Annotated in this window: 14 protein-coding genes and 1 pseudogene; 5 read left to right on the top strand and 10 right to left on the bottom strand. The window is 75.2% G+C overall.

The window, feature by feature from the left end; all coding sequences use genetic code 11:
- Positions 1-1,770 (bottom strand): annotated as a pseudogene (locus ACFRMQ_RS23410) (heavy metal translocating P-type ATPase); the annotation flags it as partial.
- Positions 1,771-1,839: 69 nt separating this feature from the next.
- A complete protein-coding gene (locus ACFRMQ_RS23405) occupies positions 1,840-2,058 on the bottom strand; it encodes a heavy-metal-associated domain-containing protein (protein WP_380732518.1) in 219 nt (72 codons plus the stop codon).
- A 189-nt stretch (positions 2,059-2,247) separates the two neighbouring features.
- Here ACFRMQ_RS23405 and ACFRMQ_RS23400 point away from each other — a divergent pair, with 189 nt between their 5' ends.
- Positions 2,248-3,420: a PP2C family protein-serine/threonine phosphatase gene (locus ACFRMQ_RS23400; RefSeq protein ID WP_380732517.1), complete on the top strand. Its 1,173-nt coding sequence runs from the start codon at positions 2,248-2,250 to the stop codon at positions 3,418-3,420.
- A 105-nt stretch (positions 3,421-3,525) separates the two neighbouring features.
- Here ACFRMQ_RS23400 and dhaL read toward each other — a convergent pair whose 3' ends face one another.
- Positions 3,526-4,152 (bottom strand): dihydroxyacetone kinase subunit DhaL, encoded by a 627-nt coding sequence (dhaL, locus tag ACFRMQ_RS23395; protein ID WP_380732516.1) that lies wholly within the window; start codon positions 4,150-4,152, stop codon positions 3,526-3,528.
- A gap of 12 nt (positions 4,153-4,164) precedes the next feature.
- Positions 4,165-5,160, bottom strand: coding sequence for a dihydroxyacetone kinase subunit DhaK (dhaK, locus tag ACFRMQ_RS23390; protein WP_380732515.1), 996 nt, complete (start codon positions 5,158-5,160; stop codon positions 4,165-4,167).
- Positions 5,161-5,297: 137 nt separating this feature from the next.
- On the opposite strand from dhaK, the gene dhaM reads away from it, so the two are divergent.
- Positions 5,298-5,690, top strand: coding sequence for a dihydroxyacetone kinase phosphoryl donor subunit DhaM (dhaM, locus tag ACFRMQ_RS23385; RefSeq protein ID WP_380695099.1), 393 nt, complete (start codon positions 5,298-5,300; stop codon positions 5,688-5,690).
- Between the two features lie 17 nt (positions 5,691-5,707).
- On the opposite strand, the gene ACFRMQ_RS23380 is transcribed toward dhaM, so the two are convergent.
- Positions 5,708-7,420: a bifunctional 3'-5' exonuclease/DNA polymerase gene (locus ACFRMQ_RS23380; RefSeq protein WP_380732514.1), complete on the bottom strand. Its 1,713-nt coding sequence runs from the start codon at positions 7,418-7,420 to the stop codon at positions 5,708-5,710.
- A gap of 205 nt (positions 7,421-7,625) precedes the next feature.
- On the opposite strand from ACFRMQ_RS23380, the gene ACFRMQ_RS23375 reads away from it, so the two are divergent.
- Positions 7,626-9,650 carry a M3 family metallopeptidase gene (locus ACFRMQ_RS23375; protein WP_380732513.1) on the top strand — a complete coding sequence of 675 codons (2,025 nt, stop codon included), beginning with the start codon at positions 7,626-7,628 and terminating at the stop codon, positions 9,648-9,650.
- Between the two features lie 17 nt (positions 9,651-9,667).
- On the opposite strand, the gene ACFRMQ_RS23370 is transcribed toward ACFRMQ_RS23375, so the two are convergent.
- Positions 9,668-11,107, bottom strand: a complete 1,440-nt coding sequence (locus ACFRMQ_RS23370; RefSeq protein WP_380732512.1) for a cellulase family glycosylhydrolase — start codon at positions 11,105-11,107, stop codon at positions 9,668-9,670.
- Positions 11,108-11,279: 172 nt separating this feature from the next.
- Entirely contained in the window at positions 11,280-11,903 is a 624-nt protein-coding gene (locus ACFRMQ_RS23365; protein ID WP_380732511.1) for a TetR family transcriptional regulator, read from the bottom strand.
- 152 nt (positions 11,904-12,055) lie between these two features.
- Here ACFRMQ_RS23365 and ACFRMQ_RS23360 point away from each other — a divergent pair, with 152 nt between their 5' ends.
- Entirely contained in the window at positions 12,056-13,282 is a 1,227-nt protein-coding gene (locus ACFRMQ_RS23360) for an acyl-CoA dehydrogenase family protein (RefSeq protein WP_380732510.1), read from the top strand.
- Positions 13,283-13,368: 86 nt separating this feature from the next.
- On the opposite strand, the gene ACFRMQ_RS23355 is transcribed toward ACFRMQ_RS23360, so the two are convergent.
- From ACFRMQ_RS23355 to ACFRMQ_RS23345, 3 genes are all read right to left on the bottom strand, one after another.
- Positions 13,369-13,986: a hypothetical protein gene (locus ACFRMQ_RS23355; RefSeq protein WP_380732509.1), complete on the bottom strand. Its 618-nt coding sequence runs from the start codon at positions 13,984-13,986 to the stop codon at positions 13,369-13,371.
- Positions 13,987-14,134: 148 nt separating this feature from the next.
- Positions 14,135-14,944, bottom strand: coding sequence for an enoyl-CoA hydratase/isomerase family protein (locus tag ACFRMQ_RS23350; protein ID WP_380732508.1), 810 nt, complete (start codon positions 14,942-14,944; stop codon positions 14,135-14,137).
- Positions 14,945-14,979: 35 nt separating this feature from the next.
- Complete coding sequence (locus ACFRMQ_RS23345; protein WP_380732507.1) at positions 14,980-15,444, bottom strand: hypothetical protein; 465 nt, start codon at positions 15,442-15,444, stop codon at positions 14,980-14,982.
- Positions 15,445-15,483: 39 nt separating this feature from the next.
- Here ACFRMQ_RS23345 and ACFRMQ_RS23340 point away from each other — a divergent pair, with 39 nt between their 5' ends.
- Positions 15,484-16,887, top strand: a complete 1,404-nt coding sequence (locus tag ACFRMQ_RS23340; protein WP_380732506.1) for an MFS transporter — start codon at positions 15,484-15,486, stop codon at positions 16,885-16,887.
- The last annotated feature ends 39 nt before the right edge of the window (positions 16,888-16,926 follow it).

The following is a 16,926-nucleotide window of genomic DNA, read 5'->3' as shown; positions in this document are numbered from 1 at the left end:
GGCCCAGGGCCCGCAGTTGCCGACGGCCTCGGCGCTGGTCGGCTTGACCGCGTCGGCGACCTCCAGCACGGCCCGCGCCTCGCCGTCCCAGCCGACCGCGACCGCGGTGCGGCCGGACGCCTCGGCGGCGGCCTTGGCACGGGCCAGGGAGGGCGGTAGGTGCTGCGCGCGGCCGGCCAGCAGGGCCTCGCGCCCGGCGACCACCGTGCGGCCCGCCACGACCCCTTCCACGCCCCGTCCGGGGATGCTGCGGAACTCCGTGACGGCGGGCAGTTCACCGGCCCCGGCGGCGGCCTCGGCGATCGCCCGGGCGATCGGGTGCTCGGAGGCGTGCTCCACGGCGCCGGCCAGGCGCAGCGCCTCGGCGCAGTCCACGCCCTCGGCGGTGTGGACGGCGAGCAGGGCCATCCGGCCGGTGGTGACGGTGCCGGTCTTGTCCAGGACGACGGTGTCGACCTTGCGGGTGGTCTCCAGCACCTCCGGGCCCTTGATCAGGATGCCGAGCTGGGCGCCGCGGCCGGTGCCGACCATGAGTGCGGTCGGGGTGGCCAGGCCCAGGGCGCAGGGGCAGGCGATGATCAGCACGGCGACGGCCGCGGTGAAGGCCTCGGTGGGGCTGTCGGTGGTCAGCAGCCAGACCACGAGGGTGGCCAGGGCGATCAGGACGACGGCCGGGACGAAGACGGCGGAGATCCGGTCGGCCAGTCGCTGGGCGGCGGCCTTGCCGTTCTGGGCCTCCTCGACCAGCCGGGCCATCCGGGCCAGCTGGGTGTCCGCGCCGACCCGGGTGGCCTCGACCACCAGGCGCCCGCCCGCGTTCACGGTGGCGCCGGTGACCTCGTCGCCGACGGTGACCTCGACCGGGATGGACTCGCCGGTCAGCATCGAGGCGTCCACGGCGGAGCCGCCCTCGACCACCACGCCGTCGGTGGCGATGGTCTCGCCGGGGCGGACGACGAAGCGGGTGCCGACGGTCAGCCGGTCCACCGGCAGCCGTACCTCCCGGCCGGCCCGGAGGACCGCGACGTCCTTGGCGCCGAGGTCGAGCAGGGCGTGCAGCGCGGCGCCGGCCCGGCGCTTGGAGCGGGCCTCCAGGTGGCGGCCGAGCAGGATCAGCACGGTGACGGCGGCGGCGGTCTCCAGGTAGAGCGTGGCGGAGGCGTCGGTGTCGCCGACGGACAGCGTGAAGTCGTGGTGCGTGCCGGGCCGGCCCGCGTGACCCAGGAACAGGGCCCAGCAGGACCAGCCGAAGGCGGCCAGGGTGCCGAGCGAGACCAGGGTGTCCATCGTCGCGGCGCCGTGCCGGAGGTTGGTCCAGGCGGCGCGGTGGAAGGGCAGGCCGCCGTACACGACGACCGGGCCGGTGAGCGCGAAGGCCAGCCACTGCCAGTTCGTGAACTGGAGGGCCGGGACCATCGACAGCAGGACCACCGGGACGCTGAGGACGGCGCTGATCAGCAGCCGGTCGCGGAGGGGGTCGGGGTGGTCGGGCCGCGCGGGCCGCTCGGGTTCGGGGGCGGTGGTGGCCGGGGGCGGGGGGAGTTCGGCGGAGTAGCCGGTGCGCTCGACCGTGGCGATCAGGTCCTCGACCGTGGTCCCGGGGCCGAAGTCGACCCGGGCCTTCTCGGTGGCGAAGTTCACGGTGGCCTCGACGCCGTCCAGCCGGTTGAGCTTCTTCTCGATCCGGGCCGCGCAGGAGGCGCAGGTCATCCCGCCGATGGACAGCTCGACCCGGTCCCGGGCCCCGACGTCCGGGGCGGACGTGCTCATTGCGGATCAGCTCCTTGGTGCGGGTGGACGGCGGGGCGCCCCGGAGAGGCCCCCGCCGTGCCGGGTGGTTCAGGCGCCGCGGCCGACCAGCTCGTAGCCGGCCTCGTCGATCGCGGCGCGCACCTGCTCCTCGTCCAACGGGGCGGCGGAGGTGATCGTCACGGTGCCGGCGGTGGCGTCGGCGCTGACCTCGGTGACTCCGGCCAGGGTGGAGACCTCCTCGCTGATCGCCTTCTCGCAGTGGCCGCAGCTCATGCCGGACACGGTGTAGGTGATGGTGCTGGACATCGGGGGCCTCCGGGAGGTCTGGGCGGTCCGGGGTGGTCGCCCGGGCGCGGCGTTGGTGACGAATCTTCCGACACCATACCCCCTCGGGGTATTTCCGGAGTGGGTGGGGTGGGGATGGTCCGCTTCGTCCTCGTCGTGGGGACCAGGGCCGGTCGGGCCGCCGCCGTGATCGTCCCTTATGTTCGGTATGTGTTTCCGCTCCGCCGCGCCCAGTCTCCCTCGGCTCCCACGGCAGCCGGACTGCCACCGGACCGGCGGCGCGGCGCCCTGCTCGCCGCCGACCTCCAGGACGTGCCGTTCTGGCGCCGGGCCAGCCCCGCGCTGGTCGCCGTCCTGCTGGTCGCGATCGCGGACTTCCTCTCCGGCAAGGACCGCTACCTCGCCCCGCTGATGACCGTGGTGCCGACCGTCGCGGCGCTGACCCTGCGGCCCGGCGAACTGATCATGGTCTGCTCGCTCGGGCTGTTCGCGGTGTTCGGGCTCAGCTACCACGACCAGATCGACAACCTCAACGATGCCCGCTTCCTGTACGGGGCGATGGTCAGCTACGTCGTGCTGACGCTGTTCTCGGCCTGGGTCGCCAAGATCCGGATGCGGCGGGCGGCGGCCTTCGCGGCCGTCAGCTCCGTCGCGGAGGCCGCCCAGCGGGCCCTGCTGCAACTGCCGGGCCCGACGGTCGGACCGCTGCGGCTCGCGGTGCGGTACGTGTCGGCGGCGGACGCCTCACGGATCGGCGGGGACCTGTACTCGGTGCTGGAGACTCCGCACGGGACCCGGGTCGCGGTCGGGGACGTCCGGGGCAAGGGACTGGCGGCGGTGCAGACCGCGGCGGTGGTGCTGGGCGCGTTCCGGGAGGCGGCGTACGACGAGGCCGGGCTGCGGGGCGTCGCGGCGCGGATCGAGGCCAGCGTCGAGCGGCACGTGCCGGACGGGGAGTTCACCACGGCGCTGTTCGCGGAGTTCCGGGCGCCGGGGGCGATGGAACTGCTGCAGTACGGGCACGTGCCGCCGATCAGGGTGGACGGCCAGGGGCGGGCCCACGTGCTGGACGCGCCGGACCCGTGGGTGCCGCTGGGGCTCGGCCGGCTGGCGGCGGGGGAGCCGACCACGTGGGGGCAGCCGTTCGGGGCCGACGACGTGCTGGTGCTCTGCACGGACGGGGTGATCGAGGCGCGGCACCGGGAGAGCGGGGAGTTCTACCCGCTGGCGGAGCGGGTGGGGCCGCTGGTGCGGGGCGCCGCGCGCTCGGCGGGGGAGCTGGAGACGGCGGTGGGGCGGGTGTACGCGGACCTGCTGGCGCACACGGGCGGGGAGCTGCGGGACGACGCGCTGCTGTTGCTGATCGCGCGGACGGACGGGTGAGGGGCCGGCGGCGGGGGCCTGGCGCGGGTGAGGGCCTTCCGCTTCGCGCGGTTCCCCGCGTCCCGGTCGGGGGCGCGGGGAACCGGGTGCGGACGGGGCGCGGGGTCAGCCCGCGGTGACGTCCGCGAGGGCGCGGAAGACCAGGGCGGTGGAGGTGGCGCCCGGGTCCTGATGGCCGACGCTGCGTTCGCCGAGGTAGGAGGCGCGGCCCTTGCGGGCCTGGAGGGGGACGGTGTCGCGGGCGCCCCGTTCGGCGGCGTCGGCGGCCGCGGCGGCGGCTTCGGGGAGGCCGGCGCCGGTGGCGGCCGCGGCGCGGAAGGCGGCGACTGCCGGGGTCCAGGCGTCCACGATGGTCTTGTCGCCGGGTTCGGCCTTGCCGAGCAGGCGGACGGCGTCCAGGCCGGCCGACAGGGCCTCGGCGACGGCGGCCGGGCCGGCCGGTTCGGGCAGGGCGGCGCCGATGGCGCGGAAGGCCTTGCCGTAGAGCGGGCCGGAGGCGCCTCCGACCTTGGAGATGAGGGTGGTGCCGGTCTTGGTGAGGACGGCACCGGGGCCGGCCGGCCGGAGGCCGTCCAGGGCGGTCAGGGCGGCGTCGAAGCCGCGCTGGAGGTTGCTGCCGTGGTCGCCGTCGCCGATCGCGGAGTCCAGCTCGGTCAGCCGGGACCGCTCCTTCTCGACGGCCGCGGCGATCGCGCGGATCCAGGCCTCGGCGAGCGGGGTGTCGAAGTCCATCGGGTCCTCCTCTCAGGCCCGCTTGAGGGCGGGGGTGTCGACCGGGGCGTCCCAGAGTTCCAGCAGCTGGGTGTCGGCCTTGGTGAGGGTGAGCGAGAAGCCCGCCATGTCGAGGCTGGTGACGTAGTTGCCGACCAGGCTGCGGGCCACCGTGATGCCGCGCTCGGCGAGCTTGGCGGCGACCTCGCCGTAGACCACGTACAGCTCCAGGAGCGGGGTCGCGCCGAGGCCGTTGAGCAGGGCGATCACCTCGTCTCCCGGGGTCAGGTGGTGGTCGGTCAGGATGGTCTCGACCACCTCGGCGGCCAGCTCGCGGGCCGGACGGAGCTTCTCGCGGCGGCGGCCGGGCTCGCCGTGGATGCCGACGCCGACCTCGATCTCGTCCTCGGGCAGGTCGAAGCCGGGCTTCCCGGCGGCCGGGACGGTGGCGGCGGTGAGCGCGATCGCGAAGGAGCGGGAGGCGGCGTTGACCCGCTCGCCCAGCGCGGCGACCTCGTCCAGCGGGGCGCCGCGCTCGGCCAGCGCGCCGGCGGCCTTCTCGACCACCACGGTCGCGCCGGTGCCCCGGCGGCCGGCCGTCCAGGTCGAGTCCTCGACCGCGACGTCGTCGTTGACCAGGACGGTGCGGACCTCCAGGCCCTCCTCCGCCGCGAGTTCGGCGGCGAGCTCGAAGTTCATCACGTCGCCGGTGTAGTTCTTCACGACGAAGACCACGCCGGCGCCGCTCTCCACGGCCTTGGCGGCGGCCAGCATCTGGTCCGGGACGGGTGAGGTGAACACCTCGCCGGGGCAGGCGGCGTCGAGCATGCCGGGGCCGACGAAGCCACCGTGCAGCGGCTCGTGGCCGGAGCCGCCGCCGGAGACCAGCGCGACCTTGGGCGCGGCCGGGCGGGCGGCCCGGGTGATCACCCGGTTGGGGATGTCCACCGTCAGCTCCGGATGGGCGGCGGCGACTCCGGCCAGCGCGTCCTCCAGGACGCTCTCCGGGGTGTTGATCAGCTTCTTCAACGCTCTTCGCTCCCTCTTCGGCGGCGGACGCTGCTGACCCGACGCTACGCCAGACGGGGGTGCCGGGCACGGGATGCGACACGCGCGATCCGGATCACTCTCCCGGAGCAGCGGGCTCCGGCCGTAAGGTCACCGGCATGAGCGAAAACGTGGGCATTGTTCTGGTCTCGCACAGCGCCCGGCTCGCGGAGGGGCTGCGCGAGCTGCTCGGCGAACTCGCCTCGGACGGCGTGCGGGTGGTCGTCGCGGGCGGTACGGAGGACGGCGGGCTCGGCACCAGCTACGACCTGATCGCCGGGGCCCTCGCGCGGGCCGACGCCGGGGCGGGCGTGGTCGTGCTGCCGGACCTCGGCAGTTCGGTGCTCACCGCCGTCACGGTGCTGGAGGACGAGCCGCGTCCGGGCGTGAAGCTCGTGGACGCGCCGTTCGTGGAGGGCGCGGTGGCCGCCGCCGTCACCGCCTCGACCGGGGCGTCGCTGGCCGAGGTCGTCGCGGCGGCCGAGGACGCGCGGTCGTTCCGGAAGCTCTGACCACCCGGCCGCTCCGGTCACTTGGCGTCCGCGTAGCAGTCCACCACCGCCGTGCTGAGCGGGAAGCGCACCGGGGTGTCGCCGAACACCAGCCGGCGGGCCTCGTCGGCCGCCGCGGCGACGGTGGCGGCCACCTCGTCGGCCAGGTTGGCCGGAGTGTGCACGATCACCTCGTCGTGCTGGAAGAACACCAGGTGAGGGCGGTCCGCCGGGCTCGCCGCGGGCAGCTCGTTCAGCCGCCGGCGCAGCGCCGCGAGCAGGGCGAGGGCCCAGTCGGCGGCGCTGGCCTGGATGACGTAGTTGCGGGTGAAGCGGCCGCGGGCGCGGGCGGTGCGGCCGCCGTCCTCGCCCGCGCCGTCCGCCTCGGTGAGGTCGAGGAAGGCGGCGGAGGCCGGCGGGCAGGCCCGGCCGAGCCGGGAGGCGACCACGCCGCCGTCCTCGCCGGTGCGGGCGGCGGCCTCGACGTAGCCCATCGCGGCCGGGTAGCGGCGGCGCAGGGTGTTCAGCAGCGGGCCGATGTCGCCGCTGGTCTGCCCGTACATGGCGCCGAGCAGGCCGAGCTTGGCCTTGTCCCGGTCGCCCTGGAAGGCGTTGGCGGCGAGCGCCTCGTACAGGTCCCCGCCGGCCGCGGTGCGGGCCAGCCCGGCGTCCCCGGAGAGCGCGGCGAGCACCCGGGGCTCCAGCTGGGCGGCGTCGGCGACCACCAGCAGCCAGCCCGGGTCGGCGACCACGGCCCGGCGCAGGATGCGCGGGATCTGGAGGGCGCCGCCGCCGCGGCTGGCCCAGCGGCCGGAGACCACGCCGCCGACCACGTACTCGGGCCGGAACCGGCCGCCGCGGGCCCAGGCGTCCTGCCAGGCCCAGCCGTGCGCGACGTGGATCCGGGAGAGCTCCTTGTAGCGGACCAGCAGCCGCGCGGCCGGGTGGTCGACGCCCTTGAGCTCCCAGGATCGGGTGGAGCCGAGGTGGACGCCCGCCTCGGCGAAGGCGCGCAGCACCTGGGTGTGCGAGTCGGGGTTGAACGACTTGGCGCCGAGCGCCCGTTGCAGCTCGACGGCGAGTTCGGCGAGGACCCTCGGCTGGGTGCCGGGGACGGCCGGGCGGGGGCCGAGCAGCTCGGTCAGCAGCCGGTCGTGGACGTCGGAGCGCCAGGGCAGGCCGTCGTGGGCGATCTCGGCGGCCACCAGGGCGCCGGCCGACTCGGCGGCGACCAGCAGCCGGAACCGCTGCCGGGCGCCCGGGTCGGCGACGGCGGCGATCCGGCGCTGCTGCTCGGCGTGGACGGCGACCACGGCGGCCAGTGGGTCGGCGCCGGGCGGCAGCTGCAGCCGGTCGGGGGCGAAGAGGGTGTCCTGGCCGCCGTCCGCCTCGGCGAGGCCGGGTTCGGGCAGGTCCTCCGGGACGGGCAGGCCGCGCAGCCGGCACCAGGCGGCGCCGAGCGAGCGCGGCGCGCCGAACCGGCCCTCGTGCGCCAGCAGCAGCGACTCGACCAGCCGCAGGTCGTGGCAGCGGGCGAGCCGGTCGGGCAGCCGGGGCAGCAGCGGGGCGTACCCGGAGTCGGCGGCGGCCCACACCCACCGGGGGTGGTCGGCGGCCTCCCGGGCGGCGACGGCGGCGGCGAGGTCGCGGACGGCCTCCGGCGGGCCGAGCGGGGCGCCCGCGTCGTCCAGCGGCTGGAGCCGGCCGCCGGGGCCGTGCGGGTCGGGCGCGAGGGCGGTCCTGGGTGCCACGGGGGCTGCTCCTCTCGGCGCGCGGTCGGGCGTGCGGGACGGGTACCGGGTGCGGGCCCGCGACCGCCGGGTCCGCGGCGTTGACGTTAGCCGCTGGGTACGACAACCGGCCGCACGCGGGCCCCTGCCGAACGGCGGGCCGGTGCCCGCGAACGGGTCGAAAAGCACATGGGCAGGGCGGGTGACACGGCGTAGGGTTCGCGGAGTGACCGAGAACCCGTTCTTCCAGCCCAGCCGGCTGGCCTACGAACTCCCGCCGTTCGCCGAGATCCGCGAGGAGCACTACCTGCCCGCGTACGAGCGGGGCATGGCCGAGCAGCTGGCCGAGATCGCGGCGATCACCGCCGACCCGGACCGGCCCACCGTCGAGAACACCCTGGTGGCCCTGGAGCGCTCCGGGGAACTGCTCGGCCGGGTGGACGCGGTGTTCCGCAACCAGTCCTCCTCCGACACCACCGACGTGCTGGACGAGCTGGAGGCGAAGGTCAGCCCGCTGCTCGCCGCCCACCACGACGCGATCCACCTGGACCTCGCGCTGTTCGCCCGGATCGAGGCGCTGTACGAGGACCGCGCGGAGCTCGGCCTGGACCCGGAGTCGCTGCGCCTCCTGGAGCGCCGCTACACCGCCTTCGTGCGCTCCGGCGCCCGCCTGGGCGAGGCCGAGCAGGCCCGGCTGCGCGAGCTGAACGCCGAACTCGCCGGGCTCGGCACCACGTTCCAGCAGAACGTGAACGCCGACACCCGGGCCGCCGCCCTGGTCCTGGACTCCGCCGAGGAACTGGCCGGGCTGCCCGAGGACGCGATCGCCGGGGCGGCCGAGAACGCCCGGGTGCTCGGCCACCCGGGGAAGTACGTGCTGAGCGTGCGGAACACCTCCGGCCAGGCCGAGCTGGACCAGCTCACCGACCGCTCGGTGCGCGAGCGGCTGATGGCCGCCTCGCTCGGCCGGGGCATCGACGTGAACGGCCCGCTGGCGATCCGGCTGGCCGGGCTGCGCGCCGAGCGGGCCGCGCTGCTGGGGTACCCGAGCCACGCCGCGTACGTGGTGGCGGACGAGACGGCCGGCACCGTCGAGGCGGTCTCCGGGCTGCTGTCCCGGCTGGTCGGCCCGGCCGTGGCGATGGCCCGGCGGGAGGCCGAGGAGCTGGCCCGGGTGGCGGCGTCGGACGGGATCGGGGAGATCGCCGCGCACGACTGGGCGTACTACTCGGAGAAGGTCCGGCAGCGTTCCTTCCAGCTGGACGCGGCCGTGCTGCGCCCGTACCTGGAGCTGGAGCGGGTGCTGCGGGACGGCGTGTTCTTCGCCGCGAACCTGGCGTACGGGCTGAGCTTCACCGAGCGGCCGGACCTGACGGCGCACCACCCGGACGCGCGGGTCTTCGAGGTGTTCGAGGAGGACGGCAGCCCGCTGGGCCTGTTCATCGGCGACTTCCACGCCCGGGCGTCCAAGCGCGGCGGGGCCTGGATGAACGCGGTGGTGGAGCAGTCCGGGCTGACCGGGAAGCGGCCGGTGGTGCTGAACAACCTCAACATCCCGCGCCCGGCGCCCGGCGAGCCGGCGCTGCTGGACTGGGACGAGGTGCGCACGCTCTTCCACGAGTTCGGGCACGCGCTGCACGGGCTGTTCTCGGACGTGCGCTACCCGCTGTTCTCGGGCACCTCGGTGCCCCGGGACTTCGTGGAGTTCCCCTCGCAGGTCAACGAGATGTGGATGACCCGGCCCGAGGTGCTGGCCAACTACGCCCGCCACCACGAGACCGGGGAGCCGCTGCCGGCCGAGCTGGTCGAGCGGATGACGGCGGCCGAGGGCTTCGGAGAGGGCTTCCGGACGGTGGAGTACCTGGCGGCCACCCTGCTGGACTGGGCCTGGCACACCGCGCCGCGGGGCGAGGAGATCGCGGACGCCGAGGAGTTCGAGGCGCGGGTGCTCGCCGCGGCCGGGATCGCGGTGGACGCCATCCCGCCGCGCTACCGGACGGGGTACTTCCAGCACGTCTTCGCCAGCGGTTACAGCGCGGCGTACTACGCGTACATCTGGTCGGAGGTGCTGGACGCCGACACCGTGCAGTGGTTCGAGGGCAACGGGCGGTCGGTGCGGGAGAGCGGCGAGCTGTTCCGGCGAGAGCTGCTGGCCCGCGGGTTCAGCCGGGACCCGCTGGAGTCCTTCCACGCGGTGGTCGGCCGGGCGCCGGAGACCGGGCCGCTGCTGGCCCGCCGGGGGCTGGCCTGATCACCGCGGCGTGACGGTCACCGCAGGGTGACCGTCACGGTCGTGCCCGGGCGGGTGTGCGGGAGCCGGACGCGTACGGTGCCCGCGCGCCCGGCCGTCGGCTGGTCGATCTCGACCCGGGCGTCGGAGGGGGAGACGGTGACCCGGGCGCCGTGCGGGAACGAGGCCGGGGGCAGCAGGAGTTCGCTGTCGCGGCCGGTGCCGTCGGCGCGCCAGCGGATGGCCTGGCCGTCGGTGCGGACGTCGGTGCCGGCGACGGCCACCGGGTAGGGGCCGAAGGCGGGTTCGTCGCCGGGGGCGGGGTGCCCGGACGGGTCGAGCGCGCAGTAGCCGCCCTCGCCCCGGCACCAGTACCACATCGTCCAGCCCTCGGCGAAGCCGTCCATCGCGGCGACCTGGCGGCGGACCAGCTCGGAGTTGCCCGGGGTGCGGGAGTTCGGCGGGCCCCACTCGCCGACCAGGACGGGCAACCGGTGGGCGGCCGGGTAGCCGGTGATCGCGGCGGTGTACTGCTCCACGAAGCCGCCGGAGGGGTTCCAGTCGGCGCCGTTCTCGACCGCGGTGTCGTAGAAGTGCGGCGCGTAGCCGAGCCGGGGCGCGCCGGGGCGCGGGTCGGTGAAGCCGGGCAGGTGGGTGGGCGCGCCCTGGCCGACCAGCACCGTCGGCTCGACGAACAGCCAGGCGCGGGAGTCGACTCGGCGTACCGCGGCGATCAGGCGGCGGTACATGCCGGGGAGCCGGTCCTGCTCCAGGGCGGCGGAGGCGGCGGCCAGCACGGCCGGATCGCTCGGGTCGCCGTCCACCGGGCCGAACGGCTCGTTGAACAGGTCGTAGCCCAACAGTGAGCGGTGGCCGCGCAGTTCGCGGGCGAGCCGGGTGTAGAAGTCGGCCTGCCAGGCGCGCAGGTCGGGGTCGTCGTAGAGGTGGCGGAAGGCGGCCTGGACGGCCGGCTGGAAGTAGCCGGCGAACCAGTCGTCCGGGTCCGGGGTGAAGGGCAGACCGTCGTCCCGGGTGGCCCAGGCGGGGATGCCGTTGGTGCCGCCGAGGAACTTCTGTCCGTAGACGTCCTGGTGGAAGTCGACCAGGACCAGCAGGCCCAGCCGGTCGGCCCGGTCGAGGAGCCGCTGGAGGCGGTGCAGTTCGGTGGGGTCGAGGCGGCTGCGCCCGGGTTCCAGCCGGGACCAGGAGACCGGCAGCCGGACCAGGGTGAAGCCCTGGGCGGCGAGGGAGTCGAGGTCGGCCGGGGTGGCCTCGGCGTACTTGTCGAGGTTGAAGCCGCGCAGCCGCAGGTGGCGGCCCTGGGCGTCGGTGAGGGCGGTGCGGCCGTCGGCGGCGGTGGCGGTGGCGGTGGGGAAGCGGTCCGGCGGCCCGCCGTGGGCCGAGGCCGGGGTGGCGGCGGGGGCGAGGGCGGCGGTGGCGGCGAGCAGCAGGGCGGCGGTGGTGCGGCGCAGGCGCATCGGGGACCTCGCACGGCGGGGGTGAGGGCGGGGCCCGATGATGCCCGGACCGCCGTGCGCGGCACAAGAGTTCGGTCGGTGGAGGGGATCGGCCGGCGGAGCGGACGGGGCGGTGGAAGGGATCGGCCGGTGGAAGGGATCGGTGGGCGGAGCGGGCCGGCTCGCCCGGGGGTCAGCTCGCGGACGGTTCGGGGGACGCCGGCAGGACGGCGGTCGGCAGGTCCGCGGCGGCGGCCAGCCGCCCCCAGAGCAGGTCGGCCAGTGCCTGCACCATCCGGGCGCGCGAACAGGGCTTGGTGTCCAGCCACCAGTCCCCGGCGGCCAGCACCATGCCGGTGATGCCCCGGCCCCAGGCCTCGGCGAGCAGGTCGCGGTCGGCGCCGAGGTCGACCTGGCTCTGCACGGCCCGGGTGATCTCCTCGGCGATCTGCTTGAGCGCGGGGGCGAGCGCGTTGCCGGCGCCGCTCGGATCGCCCGGCTCGGGGTGGGTGAGCAGCCGGTAGACCTGGGGGCGGGCCTCGATCCCGGCGAGGTAGGTGTCCAGCACGTGCTCGACCCGGTCGCGGCGCTCCAGCGGCTCGGCGAGGGCGGCCCGGACGGCGGCCAGCAGGCCGCTGGTGTGGCGTTCGGTCAGGGCGCCGATCAGGCCGTTCCGGTCGCCGAAGTGGCGGTAGAGGATCGGCTTGGTGATGCCGGCCTCGGCGGCGATGGCGTTCATGCTGGCGCCCGGCCCCTCGCGCTGGATGACCCGGTCGGCGGCGTTGAGCAGCTGCTCGCGGCGGGGCTCTCGGGACATGCGCTGCTCCTCGGGGGTCGGGGGCGGGGTCGGGGGCGGTCCGGTCCGGTCCGCCCGGGCGTTGACACCGGTTACCAATCAGTAGCAGACTCCGACGATGTTACCCCCGGTAACACCCCGGTCGGCCGCACACGTCTTCGGAGGCAGGCACCATGAGCAGCACGTTCTCGCTGGACCCGGGCGCGGACCAGCTCGCCGTACGCGACTGGCTGCACGGCTTCGCCGCCGACGTGATGCGCCCGGCCGCCGCCGAGTGGGACGAGCGCGAGGAGACCCCCTGGCCGATCATCCAGGAGGCCGCCAAGCTGGGCATCTACTCGCTGGACTTCTACGCCCAGCAGTTCTTCGACCCCTCCGGCGTCGGCATCCCGATCGCCATGGAGGAGCTGTTCTGGGGCGACGCGGGCATCGGGCTGTCCATCGTCGGCACCACCCTGGCCGCCGTCGCGGTGCTGGCCAACGGCACCGACGAGCAGATCGGCACCTGGGCCCCGCAGATGTTCGGCACCCCGGAGGACGTCAAGGTGGCCGCCTTCTGCTCCTCCGAGCCGGACGCCGGCTCCGACGTCTCGGCGCTGCGCACCCGGGCGGTCTACGACGAGACCAAGGACGAGTGGGTGCTGAACGGCACCAAGACCTGGGCCACCAACGGCGGGATCGCCGCCGTCCACGTGGTGGTCGCCACCGTCGACCCGGAGCTGGGCGCCAAGGGCCAGGCGTCCTTCGTCGTCCCGCCGGGCACCCCGGGGCTGAGCCAGGGCCAGAAGTTCAAGAAGCACGGAATCCGCGCCTCGCACACCGCCGAGGTGGTGCTGGACGGCGTCCGGGTGCCCGGCGGCTGCCTGCTCGGCGGCAAGGAGAAGCTGGACGAGCGCCTCGCCCGGGCCCGCGAGGGCGTCAAGCGGCCCGGCGGCAAGGGCAACGCGGCGATGGCCACCTTCGAGGCCTCCCGTCCGGCCGTCGGCGCGCAGGCGATCGGCATCGCCCGGGCCGCGTACGAGGTGGCGCTGGACTACGCCAAGACCCGTGAGCAGTTCGGCCGGCCGATCATCGACAACCAGGGCGTGGCCTTCCAGCTCGCCGACATGAGGACCCGGATCGACGCGGCCCGGCTGCTGGTGTGGCGGGCCTCCTGGATGGCGGTCAACAACCAGCCGTTCACCGCCGCCGAGGGCTCGATGTCCAAGCTCTACGCGGGCGAGACCGCCAAGTACGTGACCGCGCAGGCGATGCAGATCCTCGGCGGCAACGGGTTCACCCGGGAGTACCCGGTGGAGCGGATGCACCGGGACAGCGCGATCTACTCGGTCTTCGAGGGGACCAGCGAGATCCAGCGGCTGGTGATCGCCCGGGCGATCTCGGGGATGCCGATCCGCTGAGCCGGCCCGTCCGCCGGGTCAGTCGGTCCGCCGGATCGGTCGGTCCGTCGGATCAGCAGGTCCGCCGGGTCAGCAGGTCCGCCGGGTCAACGGGCGGCCCAGAAGGTGAGCCCGGCGGTGAGGGGGCCCACCAGCGCTCCGACGACCGTCTGCGCGGTGGTGTGGTCCCGCAGCACCACCCGGGACCACCCGATCACCGGGACCAGCGGGGCGAGCAGCAGCCAGAGCGGGCCGAGCGCGATGGCCAGGCAGGACACCGCGCCGCCGGCCACGGCGGTGTGCACGGAGACCTTCCACCAGGCGGTGATCACCAGGATCGGGACCAGCGAGGCGAACATCGCCAGCACCAGCGCGGTCAGGTCGGCCGGGGCGTCCAGTCCGACCATCACCGCGAAGCAGACCAGCACCGAGCCCATGATGAGCGGGAAGACGGTCATCCGGCGCCGGCGGTGACCGACGTGACGGTCCGCCACCGTGCCCTTGCGCATGCCGGACCGGATGATCAGGGTCGGGACGACGGCGGCGAACACGACGGCGAACAGCGCCCAGGCGATGCCCCGCCAGCCGTAGCGGAGGCCGCCCAGCACCGGGAGCAGCGTGAGGATCACGTTCTTCGGTTCCAGGCCGTCGGTGATGCGGCGGGCCCAGGCCGTCCGGCGGGTGGGGGCGGGCGTCGCGGCTGTTGCCTCGGCCTCGGTGGTCATCGGGGTGGGTGCTCCGGCGGGGTGAAGGGGCGGGCGGGGTGCGGTCGGACGATCGTACGGGTGGGGCGGCGGGGCCCGGGAACCGGCCCGGCTCGGCAAACGGGCCCGGCCCGGTCCCGGCTCGGCAGCGGATCCGGCCCGGCCCGGCTCAGAAGCGGGCCGGGCGGCCCTCCAGGAAGGCGGCCAGGCCCTCGTGGACGTCCGAGCCCTCCCGGGAGCGGAGCAGCCAGGGCGCCAGGACCTCGGCCGCCCGCTCGGGCGGGGCGTCCAGCACGGCCTTGGCGGCGCCGATGGTGTGGGTCGAGCGCCGGGTCAGCAGCCGGGCGAAGTCCAGGGCGGCGGCGTCCAGTTCGGCGTCCGGCAGGACGCGTTCGGCCAGGCCCAGCGGCAGCGCGTCCCGGCCGGACACCAACTCGCCGGAGAACAGCAGGTACTTGGCCCGGGCCGGGCCGATCAGCCGGGCCAGCCGTACGGTCGGCACCGCCGAGTAGACCACGCCGAGCTTGGCCGGGGTGATCCCCAGCCGGGCGTCCTCGGCGACGAAGCGCAGGTCGCAGGCGACGGCCAGCTGGCAGCCGCCGCCGACGCAGGCGCCGTGCACCACGGCGAGGGTCGGGTGGGGGAAGGCGGCCAGGGCCTCCTCGGCGGCGACATTGGTCGCGTGGTAGGCCTGCGCGTGGTCCGGATCGCCGTACACCTCGGAGAGTTCGGCGATGTCCGCGCCCGCGCTGAAGGTGTTGCCGGCGCCGGTGAGCAGCAGGACGCGGACGCCCTCGTGGCCGGCCAGCTGCTCCAGCACCTTGGGCAGCGCCTGCCAGATCGCCAGGGTCACCGCGTTGCGGCGGTGCGGGCGGTCGAACTCCAGGACGGCGACGCCGTCCTCGCCGACGTACGCGGTGAGGCCCTCGGCCTGTGCGGGCAGGGCGGAGCGGTCTCGCGTGAGCAGCGGCTGGTCCATGCGCACCTCCGGTCGGTCGTGGTGCGGCAACTCTCTCAGGCGGGGTTCGCGCAGTAGTCGCCGAGGCCGTTCTCGACCAGGCCGAAGGCGCGGCGGGCCCGGTCGAGGGCCTCCGGCAGGGCGTCGGCGGCGCGCTCCCCGGCGAGCATCCGGCGCTGGTTCTCGCCGGTCAGGGCCAGTTGGGCGGCCAGCAGCTGGGCGGCGGCGACCTTGGCGGTGAACTCGTCGCGGGCCGGGTCCTGGGCGAGGAGTTCGGCCGACAGCAGGGACTGCGCCCGGTGGTCGAAGCTGGCGGTGGCGCGCAGCAGCAGGGCGGGGGTCTGGTGGACCAGCCGGATCACGTCCAGGACGAGCTGCTGGTCGCTCAGGCCGGTGGCGGGGTCGAACCGTTCCAGTGCGGACAGGTACCACTCGCGCAGCGCCGCCACCGCCGAGGTGCCCGGAGCGCGCTCGCGCACGACCTCGGCCGGCTCGTCGAGGTGCTGCTCCATCGGGCCCATGACCAGGTCTTCCTTGGTGGGGAAGTAGTTGAAGACGGTATGAACATCGTGTCGGCGGCCGCCGTGCCGATCGTCCGGGACCTCGACCCCGTCCACGGCGTCGACCGGCTGCCCTGGCTGGTCAGCGCGTTCGCCCTCGCCGCCACCGCGCTGCTGCCGCTGTACGGCAGGCTCTGCGACGCGTACGGCGCCAAGCGGGTGCTGCTCGGGGCCGTCGGCACCTTCCTGCTCGGCTCGGCGCTCTGCGGGGCGGCGGGGTCGATGGACCAGCTGATCGCCTTCCGGGCGGTGCAGGGCATCGGCGGCGGTGGGCTGATGAGCGTCACGATGGTGGTCATCGCCCAGTTCAAGGGCCCGGAGGAACGCGGCGGGGGCGGCAGGGGCGGCGCGGTGGGCGGGATCGTCGCGGGCCTCGGGATGGCGGTCGGGCCGCTGATCGGCGCGCTGCTCACCGACCACCTCGGCTGGCGCTGGATCTTCTACGTCAACCTGCCGCTCGGCCTGCTGGTGCTGGTCGGTGTCGCGCTGGTGGTCAAGCTGCCGCCGACGGGCGGCAGCCGGGGCCTGGACTTCGCCGGCGCGGCCCTCGCGGCGGCCTTCTCGGTCGGGCTGCTGCTGGTCACCGAGTGGGGTGGCAAGGACTACGCCTGGACGTCTCCGGTGATCCTGGGGCTCGCCGCGGCCACCCTGGGCGCGTTCGGTCTCTTCCTGTGGCGGCAGGCCACCGCAGCCGAGCCGGTGCTGCCGCTGTCGCTGTTCCGGATCCGTGAGGTACGGCTGGGCTTCGCCGTCCAGGGCCTGGTCGGGGTGGGCATGGTGGGTTCGATCATCCACGTGATGCTCTACCTCCAGGTCGCCCGGGACGTCGCCCCGACCTTGGCCAGCCTCTACCTGATCCCGATGGCGGCCGGGATGGCCGGGTCCGGGGCGCTGGTCGGTTGGCTGACCGGGCGCGGCCACCCGGCCTCGACCTTCCCGGTGCTCGGCGCGGGCTGCGCGACGGTCGCCCTCGCCCTGCTCGGCCTCAGCGGACCGGACACCGGGCTGTGGGCGGTGCTGGCCGAACTCGCGCTGCTGGGTTGCGGCCTGGGGCAGCTGATCGGCCGGCTGGTCACGGTGGTGCAGGAGGTCGCACCCCGGCACCAGCTGGGGGTGGCGACCGCCGGCATCCGCTTCTTCCAGAGCCTCGGCAGCGCGCTCGGCGCGGCGCTGTTCGGCACCGTGTTGTCCCGGGTGTTCGGGGCGGGTGAGCACGGGCGGCCGCTCGGCGCCATCCGGACGCTGACCGGCGCGGCGCACGAGCACGCGGTGCGCAGCTTCACCGACGCGGTGGACGTGGTGTTCCTGTCGGCGGGCGGGGTGCTGGCGCTGGCGTTCCTGTGCGTGCTGCGACTGAGGTCTGCCGAGCGGGCGTCGGCGGTCGGGGGGACGTCGGCGGCCTGACGGGCGCCGGCCGACGGGGCAGTGGGCGGGGCCCGGTGG

The organism is Kitasatospora sp. NPDC056783 (assembly GCF_042789895.1).
In the GTDB taxonomy this organism is placed as follows: domain Bacteria; phylum Actinomycetota; class Actinomycetes; order Streptomycetales; family Streptomycetaceae; genus Kitasatospora.
The sequence above is the reverse complement of the archived record's forward strand: the minus strand, read 5'-3'. Positions and strand labels throughout refer to the sequence as shown.